The 20,875-nt window shown below is 64.4% G+C and carries 21 protein-coding genes; 10 read left to right on the forward strand and 11 right to left on the reverse strand.

Annotated elements, in window-relative coordinates:
* Positions 1-90: 90 nt before the first annotated feature.
* The 6 genes from EAG14_RS07545 to EAG14_RS07570 all read right to left on the reverse strand — a co-directional run bounded on the left by EAG14_RS07545 (position 91) and on the right by EAG14_RS07570 (position 6,210).
* A complete protein-coding gene (locus EAG14_RS07545; protein WP_099741519.1) occupies positions 91-1,755 on the reverse strand; it encodes an MFS transporter in 1,665 nt (554 codons plus the stop codon).
* Positions 1,742-2,146: a DoxX family protein gene (locus tag EAG14_RS07550; RefSeq protein ID WP_099741518.1), complete on the reverse strand. Its 405-nt coding sequence runs from the start codon at positions 2,144-2,146 to the stop codon at positions 1,742-1,744. Before EAG14_RS07550 ends, EAG14_RS07545 begins: the two co-directional genes overlap by 14 nt.
* Positions 2,147-2,295: 149 nt before the next feature.
* Positions 2,296-4,194 (reverse strand): amidohydrolase, encoded by a 1,899-nt coding sequence (locus EAG14_RS07555; RefSeq protein WP_205603506.1) that lies wholly within the window; start codon positions 4,192-4,194, stop codon positions 2,296-2,298.
* A gap of 182 nt (positions 4,195-4,376) precedes the next feature.
* Positions 4,377-4,649 (reverse strand): DUF1427 family protein, encoded by a 273-nt coding sequence (locus EAG14_RS07560; protein ID WP_099655924.1) that lies wholly within the window; start codon positions 4,647-4,649, stop codon positions 4,377-4,379.
* A 14-nt stretch (positions 4,650-4,663) separates the two neighbouring features.
* Positions 4,664-5,317 carry a hydrolase gene (locus tag EAG14_RS07565; protein ID WP_121728494.1) on the reverse strand — a complete coding sequence of 218 codons (654 nt, stop codon included), beginning with the start codon at positions 5,315-5,317 and terminating at the stop codon, positions 4,664-4,666.
* Between the two features lie 167 nt (positions 5,318-5,484).
* Complete coding sequence (locus EAG14_RS07570; protein WP_121728495.1) at positions 5,485-6,210, reverse strand: pirin family protein; 726 nt, start codon at positions 6,208-6,210, stop codon at positions 5,485-5,487.
* Positions 6,211-6,392: 182 nt separating this feature from the next.
* On the opposite strand from EAG14_RS07570, the gene EAG14_RS07575 reads away from it, so the two are divergent.
* Entirely contained in the window at positions 6,393-7,313 is a 921-nt protein-coding gene (locus EAG14_RS07575) for a LysR family transcriptional regulator (protein WP_121728496.1), read from the forward strand.
* A gap of 92 nt (positions 7,314-7,405) precedes the next feature.
* Here the strand turns inward: EAG14_RS07575 and EAG14_RS07580 are convergent, their stop codons facing one another.
* Positions 7,406-7,648: a glutaredoxin gene (locus tag EAG14_RS07580; RefSeq protein ID WP_099655920.1), complete on the reverse strand. Its 243-nt coding sequence runs from the start codon at positions 7,646-7,648 to the stop codon at positions 7,406-7,408.
* 132 nt (positions 7,649-7,780) lie between these two features.
* Between EAG14_RS07580 and EAG14_RS07585 the strand changes: the two genes are divergently transcribed.
* The 7 genes from EAG14_RS07585 to EAG14_RS07615 all read left to right on the forward strand — a co-directional run bounded on the left by EAG14_RS07585 (position 7,781) and on the right by EAG14_RS07615 (position 13,761).
* A complete protein-coding gene (locus EAG14_RS07585) occupies positions 7,781-8,341 on the forward strand; it encodes a lipocalin family protein (RefSeq protein ID WP_121728497.1) in 561 nt (186 codons plus the stop codon).
* 100 nt (positions 8,342-8,441) lie between these two features.
* Positions 8,442-8,615 (forward strand): DUF2256 domain-containing protein, encoded by a 174-nt coding sequence (locus tag EAG14_RS07590; RefSeq protein ID WP_121728498.1) that lies wholly within the window; start codon positions 8,442-8,444, stop codon positions 8,613-8,615.
* Positions 8,612-9,928, forward strand: a complete 1,317-nt coding sequence (locus EAG14_RS07595; RefSeq protein WP_121728499.1) for a DASH family cryptochrome — start codon at positions 8,612-8,614, stop codon at positions 9,926-9,928. The genes EAG14_RS07590 and EAG14_RS07595 overlap by 4 nt, the downstream gene beginning before the upstream one ends.
* Positions 9,925-11,487 (forward strand): cryptochrome/photolyase family protein, encoded by a 1,563-nt coding sequence (locus tag EAG14_RS07600; protein ID WP_121728500.1) that lies wholly within the window; start codon positions 9,925-9,927, stop codon positions 11,485-11,487. The genes EAG14_RS07595 and EAG14_RS07600 overlap by 4 nt, the downstream gene beginning before the upstream one ends.
* A gap of 19 nt (positions 11,488-11,506) precedes the next feature.
* Positions 11,507-11,851 carry a hypothetical protein gene (locus EAG14_RS07605; protein WP_121728501.1) on the forward strand — a complete coding sequence of 115 codons (345 nt, stop codon included), beginning with the start codon at positions 11,507-11,509 and terminating at the stop codon, positions 11,849-11,851.
* On the forward strand, positions 11,848-12,546 hold the full coding sequence (locus EAG14_RS07610; RefSeq protein ID WP_121728502.1) for an SDR family NAD(P)-dependent oxidoreductase: 699 nt from the start codon (positions 11,848-11,850) through the stop codon (positions 12,544-12,546). The genes EAG14_RS07605 and EAG14_RS07610 overlap by 4 nt, the downstream gene beginning before the upstream one ends.
* A gap of 186 nt (positions 12,547-12,732) precedes the next feature.
* Positions 12,733-13,761 carry a phosphotransferase enzyme family protein gene (locus tag EAG14_RS07615; protein ID WP_121728503.1) on the forward strand — a complete coding sequence of 343 codons (1,029 nt, stop codon included), beginning with the start codon at positions 12,733-12,735 and terminating at the stop codon, positions 13,759-13,761.
* A 58-nt stretch (positions 13,762-13,819) separates the two neighbouring features.
* Here the strand turns inward: EAG14_RS07615 and map are convergent, their stop codons facing one another.
* Together map and EAG14_RS07625 are read right to left on the reverse strand one after the other, a co-directional pair.
* Positions 13,820-14,617, reverse strand: coding sequence for a type I methionyl aminopeptidase (gene map, locus EAG14_RS07620; RefSeq protein ID WP_121728504.1), 798 nt, complete (start codon positions 14,615-14,617; stop codon positions 13,820-13,822).
* A complete protein-coding gene (locus tag EAG14_RS07625) occupies positions 14,617-14,880 on the reverse strand; it encodes a ParD-like family protein (RefSeq protein ID WP_121728505.1) in 264 nt (87 codons plus the stop codon). Before EAG14_RS07625 ends, map begins: the two co-directional genes overlap by 1 nt.
* Positions 14,881-15,026: 146 nt before the next feature.
* Between EAG14_RS07625 and EAG14_RS07630 the strand changes: the two genes are divergently transcribed.
* Together EAG14_RS07630 and EAG14_RS07635 are read left to right on the forward strand one after the other, a co-directional pair.
* Entirely contained in the window at positions 15,027-15,419 is a 393-nt protein-coding gene (locus tag EAG14_RS07630; protein WP_121728506.1) for a YkvA family protein, read from the forward strand.
* A gap of 102 nt (positions 15,420-15,521) precedes the next feature.
* Entirely contained in the window at positions 15,522-16,166 is a 645-nt protein-coding gene (locus EAG14_RS07635) for a glutathione S-transferase family protein (protein ID WP_121730357.1), read from the forward strand.
* 218 nt (positions 16,167-16,384) lie between these two features.
* Here EAG14_RS07635 and EAG14_RS07640 read toward each other — a convergent pair whose 3' ends face one another.
* The gene (locus EAG14_RS07640; RefSeq protein ID WP_162995934.1) at positions 16,385-18,085 is read right to left on the reverse strand and encodes a hypothetical protein; all 1,701 of its coding nucleotides are present in this window, start codon (positions 18,083-18,085) and stop codon (positions 16,385-16,387) included.
* A 102-nt stretch (positions 18,086-18,187) separates the two neighbouring features.
* Entirely contained in the window at positions 18,188-20,737 is a 2,550-nt protein-coding gene (locus tag EAG14_RS07645) for a Lon protease family protein (protein WP_121728508.1), read from the reverse strand.
* Positions 20,738-20,875 lie beyond the last annotated feature (138 nt).

Here is a 20,875-nt window from a genome sequence, read left to right on the forward strand (position 1 = left end):
TGCGGGCGGGCTTGCGGCAAACCTTGCCCGTGCGTGCAGTGGGGCAGGGTGGTATTGCAGCACAGCCGTGCCGCGTGTGGTGTAGGACGGTCACGGTGTTGCGGCACCTGCTGTGCCTGCGGCACTTGCTGCGTGCAGTGCCAGGTAGTGGTGCACCACCGGCCCACCGGGGCCCTGGTGAAAGCGTTGGGCTGCCGCCTGCAGGTCTGCGTCGGCCTGCGAAACGCGGGTGTGCTGGCGCATGTGCTCGGCCCAGGACTCCACCAGAAACCATTCCATGACCCGGCCTGGCTCTCCCGTGTGCTCCGCGATGCCCCAGGCATAGGCGCCGTCGCGGCGGCGCTCTTCCCCCACCGCCTGCATGGCCTGTGCAAAGGCGGCCTTGTCGTGGGCCGCGATGCGGTACTCGATTTGCACCATCACCGGGCCCTGGTCATGGGGTACAGGTTCGGCCACCAAAGGCTCCGGCCAGTGGTTGGAGGGCTGCAAATCGGCCTCCCCCCTGGGCAGGCGCAAGCGGTGTGCGGCAAAGGCCACCACCACCAACCCTGCAGCCCCCATCCACAGGGTGGGGGCCAGTCCTGCCTGGCCTGCCATCAGTCCCCAGACCAGGCTGCCTGCTGCCATGGCACCGTTGAACACCATGAGGTAGATGGCCAGCCCCCGCCCGCGCACCCAGTTGGGCAGCACCGACTGGGCCACGCCATTGAGGGTCGTCAGCGCCACGATCCAGCCTGCGCCCAGCAGCAGCATGAGCCCAACGGCAGCCCACTGGGGCGGCGCAACGGCCAGCACCGCCATCACAGCGGCGGTCAGTGCCGATGCGCCCAGCAGCAGTTGGTCTGCATCCCAGCGCTGGCGCAACCTGGGCAGCAGCACGGCGCCTGCAATGGCACCAGCACCCACCGCGCCCAGCAGCACCCCATAAAACCCGGCGCCGCCGCCCAGCATGCGCCGCGCCACCAGGGGCAGCAGGGCCCACACTGCGCTGGCAAAGCCAAAGAACACGGCCGCACGCAGCAGCACCACATGCAGATCGCGGCTGGCACGGGCAAAGCGCAGCCCCGCACGCAAGGCCCCGAAGAAATGCTCGTCTAGCCCATTGGATGCGGTGGGGGTGCGCTTCCACCACCACAGCGCACCGATCACAAACACATAGCTCAGCAAGTCCACCCCGTAGGCCATGGCCGCCCCAAAGCTGGCCAGCAGCAACCCGCCGGCGGCAGGGCCTATAGAGCGTGCAATGTTCACACCCAGCGAGTTCAGTGCCACGGCGCCTTTGAGCTCGCTGCGCGGTACCAACTCCGGCACGATGGACTGCCAGCTGGGCCCCATGAGTGCCGCGCCCATGCCGCCCACAAACGTCAAGGCCACCAGCCACTCCACGGTGAGCGTGTGGGTGGAGGCCAGCATCAGCAGCGTGCCGCTCACCGATGCCAGCAACACCTGCACCGCAATGAGAAAACGCCGCCGGTCCAGAATGTCAGACAACACCCCCGCAGGGATGGCCAGCAAAAACACGGGTAAGGTGGCGGCGGTCTGAATCAAGGCCACTGCTGCCGGGCTGGACGTCAGCTCCGTCACCATCCACGCGCTGGCCACATCGCGCATGAAGCTGCCAATGTTGCCAAGCACCGTGGCAGTCCACAGCACGGCAAACACCGGAAAGCGCAGTGCCGCAAAGGCAGTGCCGGGTTGCTGTTGAGAGGTTGCTCCCGCCTGCGGCGGCGGCTTGTGGGAATCATTGGGTGACATGGTTACCTCGCAGGTCTTGCCAGGCCACCAGCACAAAGCCACCGACCAGGCCCAGGTGCTCAAAAAAGGAATTGGTCGCCATGAAGCGCTCCTGCCCTGGGGGCAGTTCCCAAAAGCGCAGTGCCAGCATCGTGGCCAGCAAGGTGAAGCAGCCCAGGGCCAGCGCACCCAGCCAGCGCCACCGGCCAACCAGAATCAGCACCGAGGCGCCCAGCTCCAGTGCTATCACCAGCACCGCGAACAGCGGCGCAGGTACCAGCCCGAAGTGCTGCATCTCAGCCATGGCACCGGAAAAGGAGGTGAGCTTGGTCAGGCCTCCCTGCAGATAAGCGGCGCACAGGCCCAGATAGCCCACAAAGCGCATGGCAGCGCTGCCGAAAACAGGGCGCATCACGGTTGCCAGGCGTTCCTGAACGCCGTATGAGGATGTAGTCATCGCATTTCTCCTTGGAGTCTTGTGCAGTCATGCGCGGTCCTGCGTCCCCCGCTCAAAGAGTGTGAGGGGGACGCCGCGCCGTAGCTCAGGGAGGCCCTTTTGTTTTAGGCCATCCAGCAAGAGCAGCCCAGTGCCCCAAAGAAGCTCTTCGGATCAGAGGACGGCACGTTGGATGCCCACGCGTCGGCATGGTTGTGGCCGTGCATCCCGCAGCTGGTGCTGCAGCCGCAAGCCGCTGCCATGTTGCGATAGCGCACCGGGTTGAGCGAGTTCTTGCCCGCCCCTTCCGGATCACCCCAACCGGCATAGCCGCCGAACAGCCTGGTCGGCGACCAGTCGGGCATGGCCGGGGGCAGTGGGTTGTCGTCATGCCGGGCAAACTCGCCCTCGCCGTAGACCACTCGGCCACCGACCACTGTGAGGTGTGAGGTCAGGAACGAGATCTCGTCTTCCGGCACCTTGAAGAAGTCCTTGCTGGGCACGATGAAGTCGGCCAGTTGGTCCACGGCAATGCGGCCACGCTTGCCCTCTTCGTTGCTGAACCAGGCTACGTTTTCGGTCCACATGCGCAGGGCCGTCTCGCGGTCCAGCAGGTTGCGCTGTGGATACAGCTGTGTGCCGCCCAGTGTCTTGCCGGTGATCATCCATGACAGCGAGACCCAGGGGTTGTAAGAGGCGACGCGCGTGGCATCGGTACCGGCCGAAACCTTGACACCCTTTTCCAGAATGCGCTTGACCGGAGGCGTGGCCTCTGCTGCCCGGGCGCCGTAGCGCTCGATGAAGTACTCGCCCTGGTAGGCCATGCGGTGCTGCACTGCTATGCCGCCTCCCAGCGCCGCAATGCGGTCTATGGACTTGTCGGAGATGGTCTCTGCATGGTCGAAGAACCAGTTGATGCCTGTGAGTGGCGTGTCGCGGTGCACCTTCTCGAACACATCCAGTGCCCGCGAGATGGTCTCGTCATAGGTTGCATGCAGGCGCCAAGGCCATTTGTTCTGCACCAGCACGCGCACGACTTCTTCCAGTTCGCCTTCCATCTGCGGCGGCATGTCGGGGCGTTCCACGCGGAAGTCCTCAAAGTCGGCTGCCGAGTACACCAGCATCTCGCCCGCGCCGTTGTGGCGGAAATAGTCGTCACCCTGCTTGTACTTGACCGAAGACGTCCATTTGAGGAAGTCCTCTTTCTCCTGCTTGGGCTTTTGCGTGAACAGGTTGTAGGCCAAGCGCACGGTGATCTGGTTGGCGTCAGCCAGCTTCTGGATCACCTCGTAATCATCGGGGTAGTTCTGGAAGCCGCCGCCCGCGTCGATCACGCCGGTCACGCCCAGACGGTTGAGTTCACGCATGAAGTGGCGTGTGGAATTGACCTGGTAGTCGAGTGGCAGCTTGGGGCCTTTGGCGAGGGTGGCATAGAGGATGGTAGCGTTGGGCTTGGCCAGCAACAGGCCGGTGGGGTTGCCGCTTGCGTCGCGCACGATCTCGCCGCCAGGAGGCGCCTGCGTGTCCTTGGTGTAGCCCACGGCGCGCAGTGCCGCGGCGTTGAGCAGTGCGCGGTCGTACAGGTGCAGCAGAAACACTGGCGTTTCGGGTGCGATGGCGTTGATCTCCTGCAGCGTGGGCAGGCGCTTTTCAACGAACTGATGCTCGGTAAAGCCGCCCACCACGCGCACCCACTGCGGCGCCGGGGTGGCCGCCACCTGGCGCTTGAGCATGTCCAGCGCATCGGCCAGCGAGCGCACGCCGTCCCAGCGCAGCTCCATGTTGTAGTTGAGCCCGCCGCGCACCACATGGGTGTGGTTGTCGAACAGCCCCGGCAGCGCGCTTTTGCGCTGGAGGTCGATGCGCCGGGTGCGGTCTCCGGCCAGCGCCAGAATTTCTTGGTCATCGCCCACGGCCACGAAGCGGCCCGCCTTGACTGCGACGGCGCTGGCCGTGGGTTTGCTGCGGTCCAGCGTGGTGATCTGGCCGTTAAAGAAGACGGCGTCTGGATAAGAATCGGACATGGCAGTGGCTCCTTGGTGTTCGGCTGCAGAGGCGTTGTGCCCCAATAGACTACCCAGTGCCACTGTCGTCGCGGCGCCCAGGATGTTTCGGCGGGATGTCATGGGTTTCTTTCGTGGAATGCCGGTGCGGTGCTGCCGCTGCAGCAGCGCACGCAAGGCATGGCGTATGGATGACCAGGCGGTCAGGCCTGCTTGTCCTCGGTGGGTGTTGCTGGCGCTTGTCGGCCTGGCAGGTGGCCCAGCACGGAAGCCGTTGCCCTGGTCTCGTGGCACGCGGTGCTGAAGGTGCTGCCGCCCAGCAACTTCTTGCCCACCGGAATCACCTGCTCACCCACCAGCATTCCCAGCAGCCCCAGCAGGGCGATGAGCGGCGGAGCGGGCGAGCGCACGTTCAAGAGGCTGTAGATGACGCCGACCAGCAGGCCGGCAGCGGCAGACAGGAGGTATGTCTTCACGGCCGGCCCTCTTATCAGCCTTCGTGGGCGTTGAACATGGTCTTGGCGTAGTTGATGCCAATGCCGTAGGCGCCGCCCACCTTCTTCGCAATGCCAGTCGTCAGGTCGTAGGTCTCGCCACGGGCCCAGTCGCGCTGCAGCTCCAGCAGGTATTGCAGCGATGTCATGGGCTGTGCACCCGCTTGCACCATGCGCTCCACGGCGCGGTTGTGGGCTTCCACAGACACGTCGCCACAAGCATCGGTGATCACATACACCTCAAAGCCCTGGTCTAGCGCGGAGAGGGCTGGGCCCACGATGCACACGCTGGTCCACAGGCCTGCCAGCACGATGCGTGGCTTGCCGATGCGGTTGACTTCGGCGATGACAGCGGCATCTTCCCAGGTGTTCATGGACGTGCGGTCCAGCATTTTCTGGCCGGGGAAGGGTGCTGTGATCTCGTCAAACATGGGGCCCGAAAAACTCTTTTCTGCCACCGTGGTCAGGATGGTGGACACCCCAAAGCCTGCTGCAGCCTGGGCGACCAGCGAGGCATTGGTGCGCAGGTTTGCCGCGTCAATTGAATGGGTGGCAAAGGCCATTTGCGACTGGAAGTCGATCAGGATCAGCGTGTGGTCCTTGGGGCTGAGCAAGCGTGCGCCGGGGATGGCTTGGGCGGTGATGGTCATGGTGAAAATCCCTGGTAAAAATGAATGGAACGTGAAGAAAGAATGGCCTGGGCAGGACCGGGCTGAGCCCGGACTGTCGGCCGTATCGCCCCCCGGCATTCGCTGATGCGGTGCCAGGGGCCGAATGGTGTTTTGTCGCGCTGCGAGGCTTGCCTCGCGGCGTGGCGTCAGTGCGGCATGGTGGGCAATTCCAGCGGGCGCAGGTCAAAGACAAGCACCTCTGCATCCTGGCCGTTGGCAAAGTGCAAGGCTTGGGCATTGCGAATGCGTGCCCCGTCGCCGTCCTCCAGGCGCTCACCGTTCACCTCCAGGCTGCCACGTGCCACATGCACATACACATTGCGGTCAGGGCCCACGTCCAGGCTGGCGGCTTCTTCGCCATGGAGCAGCGCTGCGTACACCCTGGCGTCCTGGTGCACGGCCAGCGATCCCTGTTCGCCTTCGGGCGAGATGATCAGGCGCAGTTGGCCACGCTTTTCTGCTTCACTGAAGTGCACCTGCTGGTAGCGCGGTGCCACCCCGGTGGTTCCGGGAACGATCCAGATCTGCAGAAAGTGCACGCCGTCTTGCTTGGAGTGGTTGAACTCGCTGTGGCGCACCCCGGTGCCTGCGCTCATCATTTGCACGTCGCCGGGGCGGATCACCGAGCCTGTGCCCATCGAGTCCTTGTGCTCCAGGGCCCCTTCCAGCACATACGAGAAGATTTCCATGTCGCGGTGGGGGTGGGTGCCAAAACCCTGGCCTGGCGCCACCCGGTCATCGTTGATTACCAGCAGGTCTGAAAAGCCCTGTTGCTGTGCATCGTGGTAGTGGCCAAACGAAAACGTGTGGCGTGAACGGAGCCAGCCGTGGTTGGCGTTGCCGCGTTGGTGGGATCTGCGGATGTCGAGCATGGTGCAATTCCTTTCTTCAGGTTCGATGAAATTCACACTGGTGTTCCAGTTGGCTCTGCGCCGTTTCAGCGTGTATTTCGTGTTGCGATGGAGAAAGTATCTGACTTTTGATCCGGGTCAAGGTTGAAACGTTTGGGTATTCACCATCGATAATTTCGATGATGTAAATCAAGGAAATTTCCATGTTGAAACTGACGCTGGAAGCCATCGAATTGGTCGACGCCATCGCCCGCTACGGTTCGTTTGCGGGGGCCTCAGAGCACCTGCACAAGGTGCCCTCCACCATTTCTTACAGCGTGAGCAAGCTTGAGGATCAGTTAGGACTGGCGCTGTTTGTGCGCAATGGCCCGCGCGTCACCCTCACGGCTGCGGGGCAGGAGATGCTGAAAGAAGGGCGCTGGCTGCTGGTGTCGGCGCGGCAGCTGGAATCGCGCATGAGGCAGATCGCTACGGGGTTTGAATCGGAAGTACGCCTGGTGCATGACTCGCTCATCCCCACCAGCGCCTTCAATCAGGACATCTGCGCTTTTGAAGACCTGAACTGCGGCACCCGCCTGCGCATTGGCTGTGAGGCCATGACTGGTACCTGGGAGGCATTGAGAGATGGGCGTGCTGACCTCATCGTGGCTGCCGGCGAAGGCCCTGCCGGCGGTGGCTACAAAGCCGTGGCTGTGGGTACGCTGGCCTTTGTCTTTTGTGTGGCACCCACACACCCGTTGGCCCGCCTGGGCCGGCCAGACCACCTGTTGCGCCGCAGTGATTTGCTGGAGCACACCGCCGTGGTGGTGGGCGATGGGGCCCGTTCGCTCACGGACCGCACGGTGGGATTGCTCTCAGGCCAGCGGCGAATCACGGTGCCATCGATGCAGGCCAAGATTGCCTGCCAGGTCGCAGGGCTGGGCCATGGCTTTGTGCCCAAAGCTTGCGTGCAGGCAGAGCTGGAAGAGGGGGTTTTGGTGGAGGTGGCGGTGGAAGAACCCCGCGCCGAGGAAACGTTTTGGCTGGCCTGGAAGTCTGGCACCCCCGGCGAGGCCTTCAAATGGTGGTGCCAGCGCCTGAGTCGCCCGTTGCTGCCCGGCATCTTGCCGCGCAGCCTGCGCTGAGGGCGATGCTGCGGGGCCACCAGGCCGTTTAAGGTGGAGAGCCCGGCACGCTCTGCGGCGTCTTTAGCGGCATCAAGGTGCCAGGCTGTCTGTCAGTGCCCCAGCTGCTTGAGTGCCGCTTGCAGGCCGGTGAGCCCACCCACACGCTGGTCGTTGATGAAGACCTGCGGCATTTGCCGCACGGCGGGGCCGCACTTGGCGTAGAAGGCCAGGCGTTCGGCTTCGTCATCGATCTTGATTTCTTCGTAGGGCAGCGAGCGCGCCTTCAGCAGGCTCTTGGCCGATTCGCACTGGGGGCAGGCGGACTTGGAGTAGACGGTGATCTTGAGGGTCATGGGCCTGATTTTAGGTGCTGGCCTGTGCTGGCGCCTGGCGCGCTGGCAGTGCCCGTTGGCCCTTTGGGGGCGCCTGCAGTGGATTGGGTATACCATTTGGTTTGTTTTGTGACTGATTGGTTTTTTATGCCTATGCACTCCCTTTTCCTAAGGCGCACAGTCCTGATTGCCGTACTGGGCGCCGCTGCTGTGCTGGCTGGTTGCGCATCCACCCTGCCGCCCCAGGGCATCACTCCCGTCACCCCGTTTGACCTGGCCCGCTACGAAGGCCGTTGGTACGAGGCGGCGCGGCTCAATCACTCGTTTGAACGCGGCATGGCCGACGTGAGTGCGACCTACCAACGCCAGGCAGACGGCAGCGTCCGCGTGATCAACCGGGGTTTTGACACCGCCAAGAACGACTGGCGCCAGGCCATAGGCAAGGCCCTGTTCACGGGCGATGCAAGCACAGCCTCGCTCAATGTCTCTTTCTTTGGCCCGTTCTACGGCGGCTACCACGTGGCAGCGCTGGATGCCGACTACCAATGGGCGCTGGTGGTGGGGCCAGACCGCAGTTACTGCTGGATTCTGTCGCGCAGCAAACAGCTGGCCCCTGCCGTGCGTGAGCAGCTCATCGCCCGAGCGCAGGCGCTGGGCATTGATACGCAAGCCCTTATCTGGGTCATGCACGACCGCACCGATCCACAACCGTAGCGGCCAGGCCAGCGGCTGAGCGCTTCCGACCACTGCAGCCCCCTATGCCCTGGTGCTCTCGGTGGCAAAGCGCACCCCGCCACCCTCTGGACTTTGACCCATGCGCATGCGCAAAAAATCAGACCTCCCGCAAAAGACCTGCCAACACTGCGGCCTGCCCTTCACCTGGCGCAAGAAGTGGGAGAAGGTGTGGGACGAGGTGAAGTACTGCTCAGACCGCTGCCGCAGCGAACGCAAACGCACCGATAAGTCCGCAGGGGCGGGCGCTGCATGAGCACCGTGCTGTTCTGGTTTCGCAACGACCTGCGTCTGCACGACCAGCCGGCGTTGCAAGTGGCACTTGCCAGCGGCGCCACCCACCTGTTGCCCGTGGTGTGCCTGCCTGCAGACGATGAAACCACGCCCTGGGGCTTTGCTCGCGTGGGCCCGCATCGCCGCGCCTTCACGGCAGCCGCGCTGCGTGGGCTGCACGAGCGCATGGCTGCGCTGGGTAACCCACTGCTCATCTGCCAGGCCCCGCCTGCCACGGCTTTGCCGCCACTGGCCCAGGCCGTGGGTGCCACCACCGTGGTGTGTGAAGACATTGCCGCCCCCTACGAACAGGCCGAGGTGGCCGCATTGCGCGCCGCTGGTTTGCAGGTGCGCACCGTGTGGCACAGCAGCCTATTGCCCCCTTCGCTTATGCCGTGGTCGGTCGATCAACTGCCGGGCGTGTTCACCACCTTTCGCCAAAAGGTCGAGAGCGCAGACATCACCCCCGCCGCGCCATTGCCCGCACCCACCCGGCTGCTGCCCCCGCCCGATGTTTCTGCATCGGTATTGCAAGCCGTGGGGGCAGAGCAGGGCGCAGCAGCCATCCGGCAACCCGCGCCGCCACAGGGCAGCGATGCCCGCTCGTCCTTCCCCTACGGCACCACTGCCTGTGATGGCAGCGAGGCTGCTGCGCTGGCCCACCTGGCGCAGTACCTGGCCCGCAAGCTGCCCCACAGCTACAAGGACACGCGCAACGGGCTCACGGGGCTTCATTACTCCAGCAAGTTCTCGCCCTGGCTGGCCACGGGCGCGCTGTCTCCGCGCCAGATCTATGCCGACTTGAAAGCCTTTGAACGCGACCACGGCGCCAACGATGGCAGCTACTGGCTGTGGTTTGAGCTGCTGTGGCGCGACTACTTTCGGCTGCTGCACCTGCAATACGGTGCAGCGTTGTACCGGGCGCGCGGCCTGTCAGAGCTTCCGCCCGCTCCCCACAACCCGCGCGGCTTTGAACTCTGGTGCAGGGGCGATACGGGCCAACCATTGGTCGATGCCGCCATGCGCGAGCTGGCTGCCACCGGGTATCTGAGCAACCGCCTGCGCCAGGTGGCGGCCAGCTATCTTCTGTACGACCTGCACAGCGACTGGCGCGCTGGCGCAGCGTGGTTTGAATCGCAACTGGTGGACTACGACGTTTACAGCAACCAGGCCAATTGGCTCTACATTGCCGGGCGCGGCACCGACCCGCGCGGGGGCCGCCGCTTCAACCCCACCAAGCAGGCGCAAGACCACGATGCCGACGGCAGCTACCGCCGCATGTGGGGCACGGCATGAGCACGCCACAACCCCGCACCCCACAAGGTGCCCACACCCTGCGCCTGCTGCTGGGCGACCAGCTCAACCCCGAGCATTCGTGGTTTGCCACACAGGACGAAGGCGTGGTCTACGTGCTGATGGAAGTGCGGCAAGAGACCGACTATGTGCTGCACCACGCGCAAAAGATCCTCGCCATTTTCGCCGCCATGCGCGACCTGGCCCGCCACCTGCGCGAGGCCGGGCACCGTGTGCGCTATGTGGCGATGGACGACGCCAGCAACCGCCAGTCCATTCCAGCCAACCTTGCCGCCCTCATGGCCCGCTACGGCGCGCAGACGCTGCAATACCAGCACCCCGACGAATGGCGGCTGGACGAGCAACTGCGCACCTGGGGTACACAGCAAAGCTTTGCCGTGCAGGCCGTCAGCAGCGAGCACTTCTACACCACCCGTACCGAAATGGCCGAGGTGTTCAAGGGCCGCAAACAGTGGCTCATGGAGCACTTCTACCGCCGCATGCGCCAGCGCCATAGCGTGCTGATCGACGTAGCGGGCGAACCCGAAGGCGGGCAGTGGAACTACGACCATGACAACCGCAAGCCTTGGCCCGGCACACCCGCACTGCCGCCCGATGCCCGGCCCACGCACGACCACAGCGCCCTGTGGGCCACCATCCAGGCCGCAGGCGTGCAAAGCTTTGGCAACCCGCAGGCCCACGCGCTGCACTGGCCGCTGAACCGCGCCGAGGCTCTGGCGTGGCTGGATCACTTCGTCACCACCACACTGCCGCACTTTGGCGCGTATGAAGACGCGATGAGCACGCAGAGTGCGTGGCTGTTTCACTCGCTGCTGTCCTTTGCGCTCAACACCAAAATGCTGCGCCCGCACGAGGTAGTGCAACGCGCCCAGGCCGCGTACCACGCAGGCACCGCGCCCCTGCCTGCGGTGGAGGGCTTTGTCCGCCAGATCCTTGGCTGGCGCGAATACGTGCGCGGCATCTACTGGGCCCACATGCCCGGCTACGACGAGCGCAACGCCCTGGGCCACAGCACGCCGCTGCCAGAGTGGCTGTGGACGGGAAAGACCCGCATGCGCTGCATGCAGCACGCCGTGGGCCAGTCGCTGGAGCATGCATATGCCCACCACATCCAGCGCCTCATGGTCATCGGCAACTTTGCGCTGCTGGCGGGGCTTGACCCGGCCGCCGTGCACCGCTGGTACCTGGGCGTGTACATCGACGCTTTTGAATGGGTGGAAGTGCCCAACACCGTGGGCATGAGCCAGTTTGCCGACGGCGGCCTGCTGGCCACCAAACCCTATGTGAGCAGCGCTGCCTACATCGACCGCATGAGCGACTACTGCGGCGGCTGCCACTACGACAAGAAGCTCAAGGTGGGTGAGCGCGCCTGCCCGTACAACGCGCTGTATTGGGACTTTTTCGCGCGCAATGAAGGCACGCTGGGCAACAACTTCCGCCTGGGCATGGTGTACCGCCAGTTGCAGAAGATGCAGGGCCCGCAGCTGGATGCGCTGCGCGAGCATGCGGCGACTCTGCGCACTAAACTCGACGCGCTTTGATTCGATCAATCTCACCACCATGAAACTGCACGAGTACCCTGTACCGCGCCTATCTGCCGAGATCATTCAGGAGTGGGCGCCTGAGCTTGCCGCCCGGTACGGCTGCACAGTAGAAGCGTTTTTGGCAAAGCCCAGCCACATAATCTTTTTCCCCTCACAGACGCTTCGTATCGAACTCATGGACGAATCTGTAGTGGAGTTCAAGTATGCGTTCGCTCTGGTGAGTGAGGCATGCCGCACCATCGCGGTTTTCACTGAGCACTGTGGTCATCACGTGTTCCCGCACTACCAAACTAAAGTGCTCTGCGATGGCTCCCTCGTCTATGCGCAGGCCACACACCCTGGTGACTGGTCTTCGCCATGAATTCACTTCCCCACGGATACCGCGCCCTGGTGATCGGCGCCACAGGCGCCATCGGCAGTGCTTTCCTCGCCCACCTGCAGGCCGATCCGCGCTGCGCACTGGCTGTGGGCCTGGGCCGCCACACCAGTCCGGCGGTCGATCTGGATGACGAAGCCACCATTGCCGCCGCCGCCCAGCAGCTCAAGGCCCAGGGGCCATGGCACTGCATCATCCACGCCGCAGGTCTGCTGCACGGCCCCCACGGCATGCCCGAAAAGCGCCTGGGCCAGTTGAACTACGCGCAGATGGAGGCCACCTTCCGCACCAACACCTTCGGCCCTGCGCTGGCGCTGGCCCACTTTGCGCCGCTGCTGCCAACGCACGGGCGTGGCCTGCTCGCCGTGCTCTCGGCCAAGGTGGGCAGCATTGGCGACAACCGCCTGGGCGGCTGGTACAGCTACCGCGCCAGCAAGGCCGCGCTCAACATGCTGGTCAAAACGGCGTCCATCGAAGTGGCCCGCACCCACCCGCAGGCCGTGCTGGCGGCGCTGCACCCGGGCACCGTCAACTCAGCCCTGTCGGCCCCGTTCAACGGCGCAGAAATTGGCCGCCCGGCTGCAGATGCAGCGGGGGATATGTTGCGGGTGCTGGATGGGTTGCCGGTGGAAGAAACGGGCGGGTTTTATGCGTATAGCGGGGACAATCTGCCTTGGTAGCCGAGCAGGGGCGTGATGGGCATTTTGCTATCGTTTTGATACTGCATGTGACCGTCTATCAAGCGCTAGATGGCAATTTGGCCTGGAGTCTTTTCGATGCGAGCGGGTGCTAGGAGCAGAATGCAAGACCTGCTCCCTGCGATCCCCCTAAGGAGATTCTCATGTGGCATCCATGGACAATGCCGCATGCTTTCTTCCCCTTCTCATGACCTCAACCTGGTCGCCTCCCACACCACAGCCGCTGCCTCTGCCGTGAGTGATTGGGTCTCGCAGCACTATGGCCTGCAAGTGCAGCAGTGCTACCTGATTCGCCGCAACCTCAACGACAACTACGCCGTGCGTGCCACGGACGGCAATCGATATGTGGCGCGACTTTGTGCCATTCGGCCGCGCGGCGCGTTCAATGTGGATTTCGAGGTTGCGCTGCTGGCCCACCTGCACGCGCAAGGCGTGGGCGTGGCCACGCCGGTAATGGCTGCGAACGGAGCTGCCAACATTACCCTGCCGTTCCCTGAAGGTCCGCGTGCGCTTGTCCTGTTTCGCCACTGCGATGGTGCCGTGCCCGATACGCCCGAAGAACTCCACCTGACCGGCGCCACGCTGGCCCGGATTCACAGCGCCGCGCAAAGCTTCACAGGCCCCGCAAGCCGCTATGTGCTGGACGGCCACCACCTTGCAGGCCGCACGCAGGACTACCTTGTCGCCCATCCCGAGCTGGCCCCTGCCGTGCTGGATGCCTACCGGCGACTGATTGAGCGCCTCCTGAGCGAGTTGGCGGATGTTGGGGGCACCTTGACCCGCGTGATGTGCCACGGCGACACGCATGGTTTCAACAACCATGTGCACACCGATGCCTATGGTGTGCAGCGCGCCGCCTTCTTTGACTTTGACGACGCCGGGCCAGGGTTCCTGGCTTATGACCTGTGTGTGTGGCTGTGGTCGAACCTGCCCCGCAAGGCCCCCATGGAGCCTGACGAAGCCTTGCTCAAGCGCTGGCAGCAGTACCTGGCCGGCTACCGCGCAGGGGGCGGCCTTGTCACCGATGCCGACCTCGCTGCCTTGCCCCTGTTCCTGCAGTTGCGGCACCTGTGGAACATGGGGGAGGGCGTGGCGCGCATCCACCACTGGGGCGCCAACATGATGTCTGCCGACTGGATCAAGAAGCAGCTCGATGTGATGGCCGCTTGGGCCCGGCTGCAATTGCCCAGCGCCTGATGTTCCCTTGCCCCGCAAGGGCGCTGGGCTCTGCACCCACTTTGCAGCGCCAGTTTGGCTATACCGCCGGATAAGCCCCCGTGCCTCCCGGCCACGCCGTCAGCACCTCGTAGCCGCTGTCCGTCACCGCCACCATGTGCTCCCACTGGGCCGAGAGCGACCGGTCCTTGGTCACCACCGTCCAGCCATCGGCCAGCTCCTTGGTCTCGCGCTGGCCTGCGTTCAGCATGGGCTCGATGGTGAAGACCATGCCAGCTTCCAGTTGCAGCCCCTGGCCACGCCTCCCGTAGTGCAGTACCTGGGGCTCGTCGTGGTACACGGTGCCAATGCCGTGGCCGCAATACTCGCGCACCACGCTGAAGTGCTCGCGCTGCGCCACCGTGGCAATGGCGTGGCCCACATCGCCCAGCGTGGCACCGGGCTTCACTTCGCGGATGCCCGCGCACAGCGCCTCGTACGTGGTGCGCACCAGCCGCTGGGCCAGCACGCTGGGCGTGCCCACGCAGAACATGCGGCTGGTGTCGCCGTACCAGCCGTCTTTTTCCACCGCCACGTCGATGTTGACGATGTCGCCTTTTTTCAGAATCTGGTGTGGGGAGGGGATGCCGTGGCAGACGACATGGTTCACCGAGGTCAGTACCGTCTTGGGGTAACCCAGGTAGCCTACGTTGGCGGGTCTGGCGCCTTGTACGTTCACGATGAAGTCGTGGCACAGGGTGTCCAGCGTCTCAGTGCTCACGCCCGGCACCACATGGGGCTCGATCATGGCCAGCACTGCGGCGGCCAGTTGGGCCGCCCGCCGCGCCATCACCAGTTCTTCGGCCGAGCGGATGGGGACATCACCAGCGTGTGCCATCAGTGCTGCTTTCCAGTGCGTCGGCCCGTGGCTGCGGGTTGGTCCAACCCACCGTTGGCTGCCAGCGCCACATCCAGCCCACCGGCCAGTTCGGCCCGCACCAGCATCTGGCAAATCTCGCGGTGGTCCAGGTCGGGGTACATCTCGGCCAGCATGCCCACGCGCATCCAGTGCTCTGCCTGGGAGTTGATGGAGCGGCTCAGCGCCGTGCTGGCCAGGCGCAGGTTCTCGTGCATTTGATCGGAAATTTTGACGATGCCCATGATTTAATAATATGCAAAATGTATGTGAATTGTATATGTTTCGTATATTTTTGAAAGGGCATGGCTGATGCCCTGCATCGTGCGTCGGTTGCCTGGGGGGTAGGGCATCATCGGCACTGCGTCCGGTGGCACTTTGAGAGATTTTTATGAGCATCAGCAACACCTTGAAGATTTGGGCCAAGCGCATCAAGCGCGATGGGGTGACCTTGTGTTTTGCTGGCAAGCACCCTAAGACGCCTTGGTATGCCAAGGCGCTCGGGCTGTTTGTGGTGGCGTATGCGCTGAGCCCGATTGACCTGATCCCCGATTTCATTCCCGTGCTGGGCTATGTGGACGATGTGTTGCTGCTGCCCGGCCTGATCTGGCTGACCTTGCGGCTGTTACCGCCCGATGTGCTGTCTGATTGCCGCAGTGAGGCCGATGCATGGATGCAGGCGAAGGGCGCCAAGCCCCGCAGCATGGCCGGTGCGGTGTTGGTGGTGGCGCTGTGGCTGGCCGTGGGGGCAGCTTTGTGGATGGGGTTGCGGCCGCTGGGTTGAGGGCTAATGTCAGGTGCCCGGCACCTGCGGCGCTTTTTTGTGACACTGCTCAGCCCCGGGGCAGATGGTCTGCCCCTTTTGGATACCAAGGAGGAGTGTGCGATGTACCGTCTTCACAGCTTTTGCCAGTCTGGCAATTCGTACAAGGTGGCGTTCTTTTTACGGGCACTGGGCGTTGCGTGGGAGCCCGTGTTTGTGGACTTCATGAACGGCATGACGCGCACGGCCGACTGGCGCGAGCAGACCAACCCCATGGGCGAGGCGCCGGTGCTGGAGGATGGTGAGCGCAGCCTGACGCAGTCGGGGGTGATCCTGACTTATCTGGCCCAAAAGCATGCGCCAGCGTATCTGGGGAAGACCGAAGACGACAAACTGGAGGTGCTGCGCTGGCTGCTGTTCGACAACCACAAGTTCACCAGCTATTTCGCAACGTTCCGCTTCATGAAAGCCTTTGGTGCCACACCGCCCGAGCCTGCGCTGATGGCGTGGCTGCAGGGGCGCATGGACAACGCGTTTGGCATTGTGGACAAGCACCTGGCGGGCCGCACGTTCATGGTGGGTGAGCAGCCCACGATTGCCGACTTCTCGCTGTGCGGCTACCTGTTCTACCCGGTGGAAGAAAGCGGGTACGACATGGCTGCGCGTTACCCACACATCCAAGCATGGTTGCAGCGCTTGCGCCAGCTGCCGGGCTGGGCGGGGCCGTATGAGATCTTGCCGGGCGAGCGCATTTTGCCCAAGTGGTAACCAAAGCGAACTTGGTAGCGGCCGCAAATCAGTCGTTACCGGGCTTGGGTGTCCACTGCGCTGCTGCATGCGTGCGGCCCCGGCGGGGATCAGTACGGCCTGCGTTCCATCGACCGGACGTGGGCGTGCACGGTGACCGATGGTGTGCAGGCTGCAGGATCGATGTCACCCGAGTTGCATCTGCAACAGCAGTCTCCTGCAGTCGCCCCCACGCCAGCTCATTTGAACAGCTGTGCCACCCTCTCCAAAAATTCCTGCACGCTCAGTTCGGCATCCAGCGTTTCGCGTGCGATGACGTCGGCGTTCCCTTGGCGCGCCTGGTACTCGATGCGCAGTTGCATTTGGCCGTCGTCGTCCAGTGCGTGGTCGTAGCCCATGCGGTACGTGCGCCAGATGTCGCCACGGCGAGCCAGTGCCAAGATGCGGTGCTCGTCTAGCCCCGTGATGGGTGGAAAGCACAGGCACACCACTTCGATTGCTCCTTCATCCGCCTTGCCAGGCAGGGTGACCGCGTGGCATTTGAGGCCATCCGGGGGGATGCGTTCTGAGGCTGGCAATGTGTTGGCCCTGTCTTGCCAGATACGCGAGAGCTCGGCAGCACCGTGTGGACTGGCGAACCTTGCCCAGAAGGCTCCTGGGTTGTTGTACAGGTCCTGGTGCAAGGCTGCTGTGACTTCGAAATTGTGGCAGCGCCGACCGCGCGGGTCGTGGGTGCGGGATTGCAGCGATGCAGGAATCGGGCGCAGCGCGGCCCGCCAGGCCGCGACATCGCTCCAGCGGGCGAGTGGCGGCGTATGGGCTAGCGCGGCGCGTACGGCCGCCAGGGCCTCACGTTCCTGAGGCGCGCGCCAGTAGCTGCTGTGCTGCCAGTGGCTTTCCAGCTCGCTGTCGATGTCGGTTGCAAACGGGTTGCCATTGAGGTGGGCGATGACGAGGCGCTGCGCAAGAGGGAAGACCTCGTCACGCAGGCTGCGCGAGCCGTCCGAGCCCGCAGGGCGGTCCGACCAGTTGTAGGCGTTGCGGTAGGGCGTGCGTACTGTGTCGGCGCTGGCGTCGTTGAGCAGTTGGTCCAGCCCGTGCAGGTCACTGCACAGGCCCGCCAGGGGCAGCACTCGACCACATACCAGGGTAAGGACTGCGGGCAATTGCGCTAAGCGTTCGAGTTTCCAGCGATGCTGAGCGTCCGGGCCTGGCTCGAAGAACTCCATGCTCAGCTCGAAGGTGGTGTCCTGGTGAGACCTGGGCCCCAGGGCTTGTGCCAGCACAGCAGTGCACGCGTCATGCCACACGCACAGGGTGAGGTGCAGCGCTTCGTAGCGCATCAGATTCACTGTCAGCGCTTGGCGCACTGCACCGATCCGCCGGGCGAGGACGATGGAGGCGCCGGGCTGGTCGGGTGGCGCAGCTTCCAGCTCAAAACCGCTGCCTGCCATAGCGCGGGCCAGTGCGGGGGCCAAAACCTCTCGCACCTCGCTCTCGCCACGTAAAGCATCGGGCGGGCGGGCGCCCCACGGCAGCTTGCCGGTGGGTTGTGCAGGCGTGGTGGCTTGCGCGAACTCGGTCGGCACGACCTGGCCATTCGGCAGGAAGCCTATCCCCAGCGCCGCGTCATACGCCACCAGTCCAAGTGCACCGGCAATCTCTACAGCGGCTTGATAAGCGCGCATCTCTTCCACGGTCGGGAGGTCAAACTGCCATGCCGCGCGGCGGCAGGCGTCGGCCTGTTGCAGCGGTGTGGGGCGGGCTGTCGATGCATCCTTGAAGAGGGACTCGAATCGCAGCGCGAATTCGACGAAGCGCAGGTTCTTGCCGTCGGCGCGTGCGTGCAGTAACTCGCGCATGGCCTCCAGTGCTGCAAAGCTCTCGGGCAACGGCAGGGCATGGCGATCGGGGTCGAAGAGGTTAAGGCTAGAAGGCATTGCTTGGCTTGTATGCAGGGTTGCGTTCGCGCAGCGCGCGGCGATCAGGGGGCGCTTTGCCGCATGCGGCGAGTTACAGGCTCGTGTCGCGGAGCAGCGCTCTCAGCGTTTGCGCACCCCAGCCCCCCGCCGAGCAACCCCCGCATTCTGGCAGGCCCTCCGGTAAGCCCGTAACGTCTGTTCCGCTCGCTGCAGCACCGTGTCTTCCACCGCAGCCGCTGAAGCTCCCGCGCCACCGTCGCCCCCTGCCAGCACCGACGCATGCGCCAGTTCTGCCGGGGCCATTCCCGATGCCTCGCCTGTCAGCAGAGCAATGCCCTCGCTCACATGCTGCACGGTGTAGACGTGGAACAGGCCACGCTGAACGGCCTCTAGCACCTCGCGTGGCAGCATCAGGTGGCGCTGGTTGCGTGAGGGGATGAGCACGCCCTGAGTCCCATCCAGACCTGCTGTGGCGCAGGCGCGAAACCAGCCTTCGATCTTCTCGTTGATGCCGCCCACGGGCAGCACCTCGCCGTGTTGGTTCAGTGCGCCGGTCACGGCAATGCCTTGGCGCAGGGGCAGGCCTGACAAGCTCGACAGCAGCGCGTACAGCTCTGCGCACGAGGCCGAATCGCCCTCCACGCCGCTGTACTCCTGCTCGAAAACGATGGAGGCATTCAGCGCCAGCGGCGCAACGTGGCTGAACAGTGCGGTGAGGTAGCTGTGCAGGATGAGCACGCCCTTGTCGTGGATGGGGCCGGACATGTCCACCTCGCGCTCGATGTTGAGCAGGCCTTCCTGCCCCGCAAAGGTGCGGGCGGTGATGCGCACCGGAAAACCGAAGCGGTAGTCACCCAGGTCGATCTGGGTGAGGGCATTGATCTGGCCGGTGACGCTGCCGCTCAGGGTGATGAGGCGCTCGCCCTCTACGATGGATTCGTGCAGTTGCTCTTCCGGGTAGTTGTGGCGCAGTTGGTGGGCGTGTTGTGCGGCGTGCACGTCGGCAGGCTCCACCAGGGCGCCGTTGCGGGCTTGGCACAGGGTGGCGGCTTCCATCAGCAGGGCTTCGATGTGGGCGAACTGGGCGCTTTGGCGGCCTTGGTCGTCGGCTTCGCGGTGGGCTTGCTCCAGCAGCAAGGCCACGGCGGGGGCGCTGAAGTGGGGCAGGCCCCGGCGTTTGCAGCTGTGCGCCACAAAGATGGCGCTGGCCTGGCGGGTGGCGGGGCTGGCGGCAAAGCGCTCGACAAAGTCCACTTTGGCGCGAAAGCGCCGGGCGGTGTCGGGGTCGGCCTCTTGCAGTGCGTAGTACTCGTCCACCGATCCGATCAGCACGATCTTCACATCCACCGCCACGGCTTCGGGTTGCAAGGCCACGGGCGCGCCGCCGCTGTTGCCGCCGCCAGATTCGTCGATGTGCAGGCGGTTGCAGCGCAGAAAGCGGCGCAGGCGGGCCCACAGGCCCTCTTCACTGGCCAGGTCGTGCAGGTGCAGCAGCAAGAAGCCGCCATGCGCACGCAGCAGGCTGCCCGCACGGATGCCGGTGTAGTCGGCGTGCGGGGTGTCGCTGTCGTTGTGCGCTTCGATGCTGCCAAACAGGCTGCGGTGCTGGGGGTTGTCTTCGACGATGACGGGGGCGTGGGCCTGGCCGTGGTGGTCTACGGCCAAGTGCACCTGGCACAGGTGCAGCAGGCGGTTCAAGGCATTGTGGGCGTCGTCGTCTTCGTCGTCATGGGTGGCGTTTGCCGTGTTGGCTGCGCTGCTGCTTTTGTCGCTGCTGGGCTCCGCAGGGCCGTCTTTGGGCTCGATCAATTCAAACCAGTGCAGGTGTTGCAGCAGTTCACGCTCGATGTGCTGCAGCCAAACGGGCAGGGGTTCGGGCTGCTCTGGCAAGGCCGCGCGCACTGCGTTCAAGGCCTGTTGCACCAGGGGGCGCACGGTGCGTTTGCGCAGGCTGTTCAGCGCTTCGTCCCGCACCCGCTCCAGTGGCCGCAGGGTGTGGGCAAAGGCCACGATTTCTGCGCGCAGGGCCTGCTCGGCGGCGTCAATGTGGGCGCGTTGCTCGGGGGGCAGGGCGCGGGCTTCGCTCTCGGTCAGGGGTTGGCCGTTGCTGCCGGTGAGTGTGAAGACCATGTGCCCACCGTCTTCTTCAGAGCGGGACAGGTGGAACTGCCGGGCCTGGGCAAAGGCCTCCAGCGTGGCAAAGGCCTGGGCCTCCTGGGCTTCGTAGGCTTGCTCGATGGTGCGGGCCTGGGCCCGAAAGTCGGGGCTGCTCAGGTGGCGGGGGATGTCGGTTTGCAGGGCCTTGGCCAGCTCGGCCATGGCACGGCGCAGCACGCGGCCCTGGCCTGCGGGCAGGCGCAGGGCGCGGGGGCGCTCGGGGGCGTCAAAGTTGTGCAGGTAGCACAGGTCGGGCGGGGCGGGGCGCTGGGCGGCGGCCGCGTGCATGGCCTGGCGCATGAGCGACGCGCGCCCGCTGCCCACTTCGCCCAGCACAAACAGGTGGTAGTCGGGCTGTGCCATGCCCAGCCCGAACTGCGCTGCAGCCTGGGCGCGTTCTTGCCCAATCCAGGGCAAGGGCAGGTCTTGCAACTCGGCCGTGCTGGCAAAACCCAGGGTGCTGGGGTCAATGGTCAGGCGCAGTTGCGAAGCGGGAAGGGCGGTGGCGGGCATGGCTGAAGTGGAGGGCCTGCAAGCGCCAGGCGCTGTGTGCAGAGAATTTCAATAAAAAAGGCTTCTAGCGCAATAGGAATAAGCGCAAGAAGCTATAAATTTAGTAGCAATTTGGCGGATGGCCGGGGTGTGCGTGCA

The organism is Acidovorax sp. 1608163, from assembly GCF_003669015.1.
Classification (GTDB): Bacteria; Pseudomonadota; Gammaproteobacteria; order Burkholderiales; family Burkholderiaceae_C; genus Acidovorax.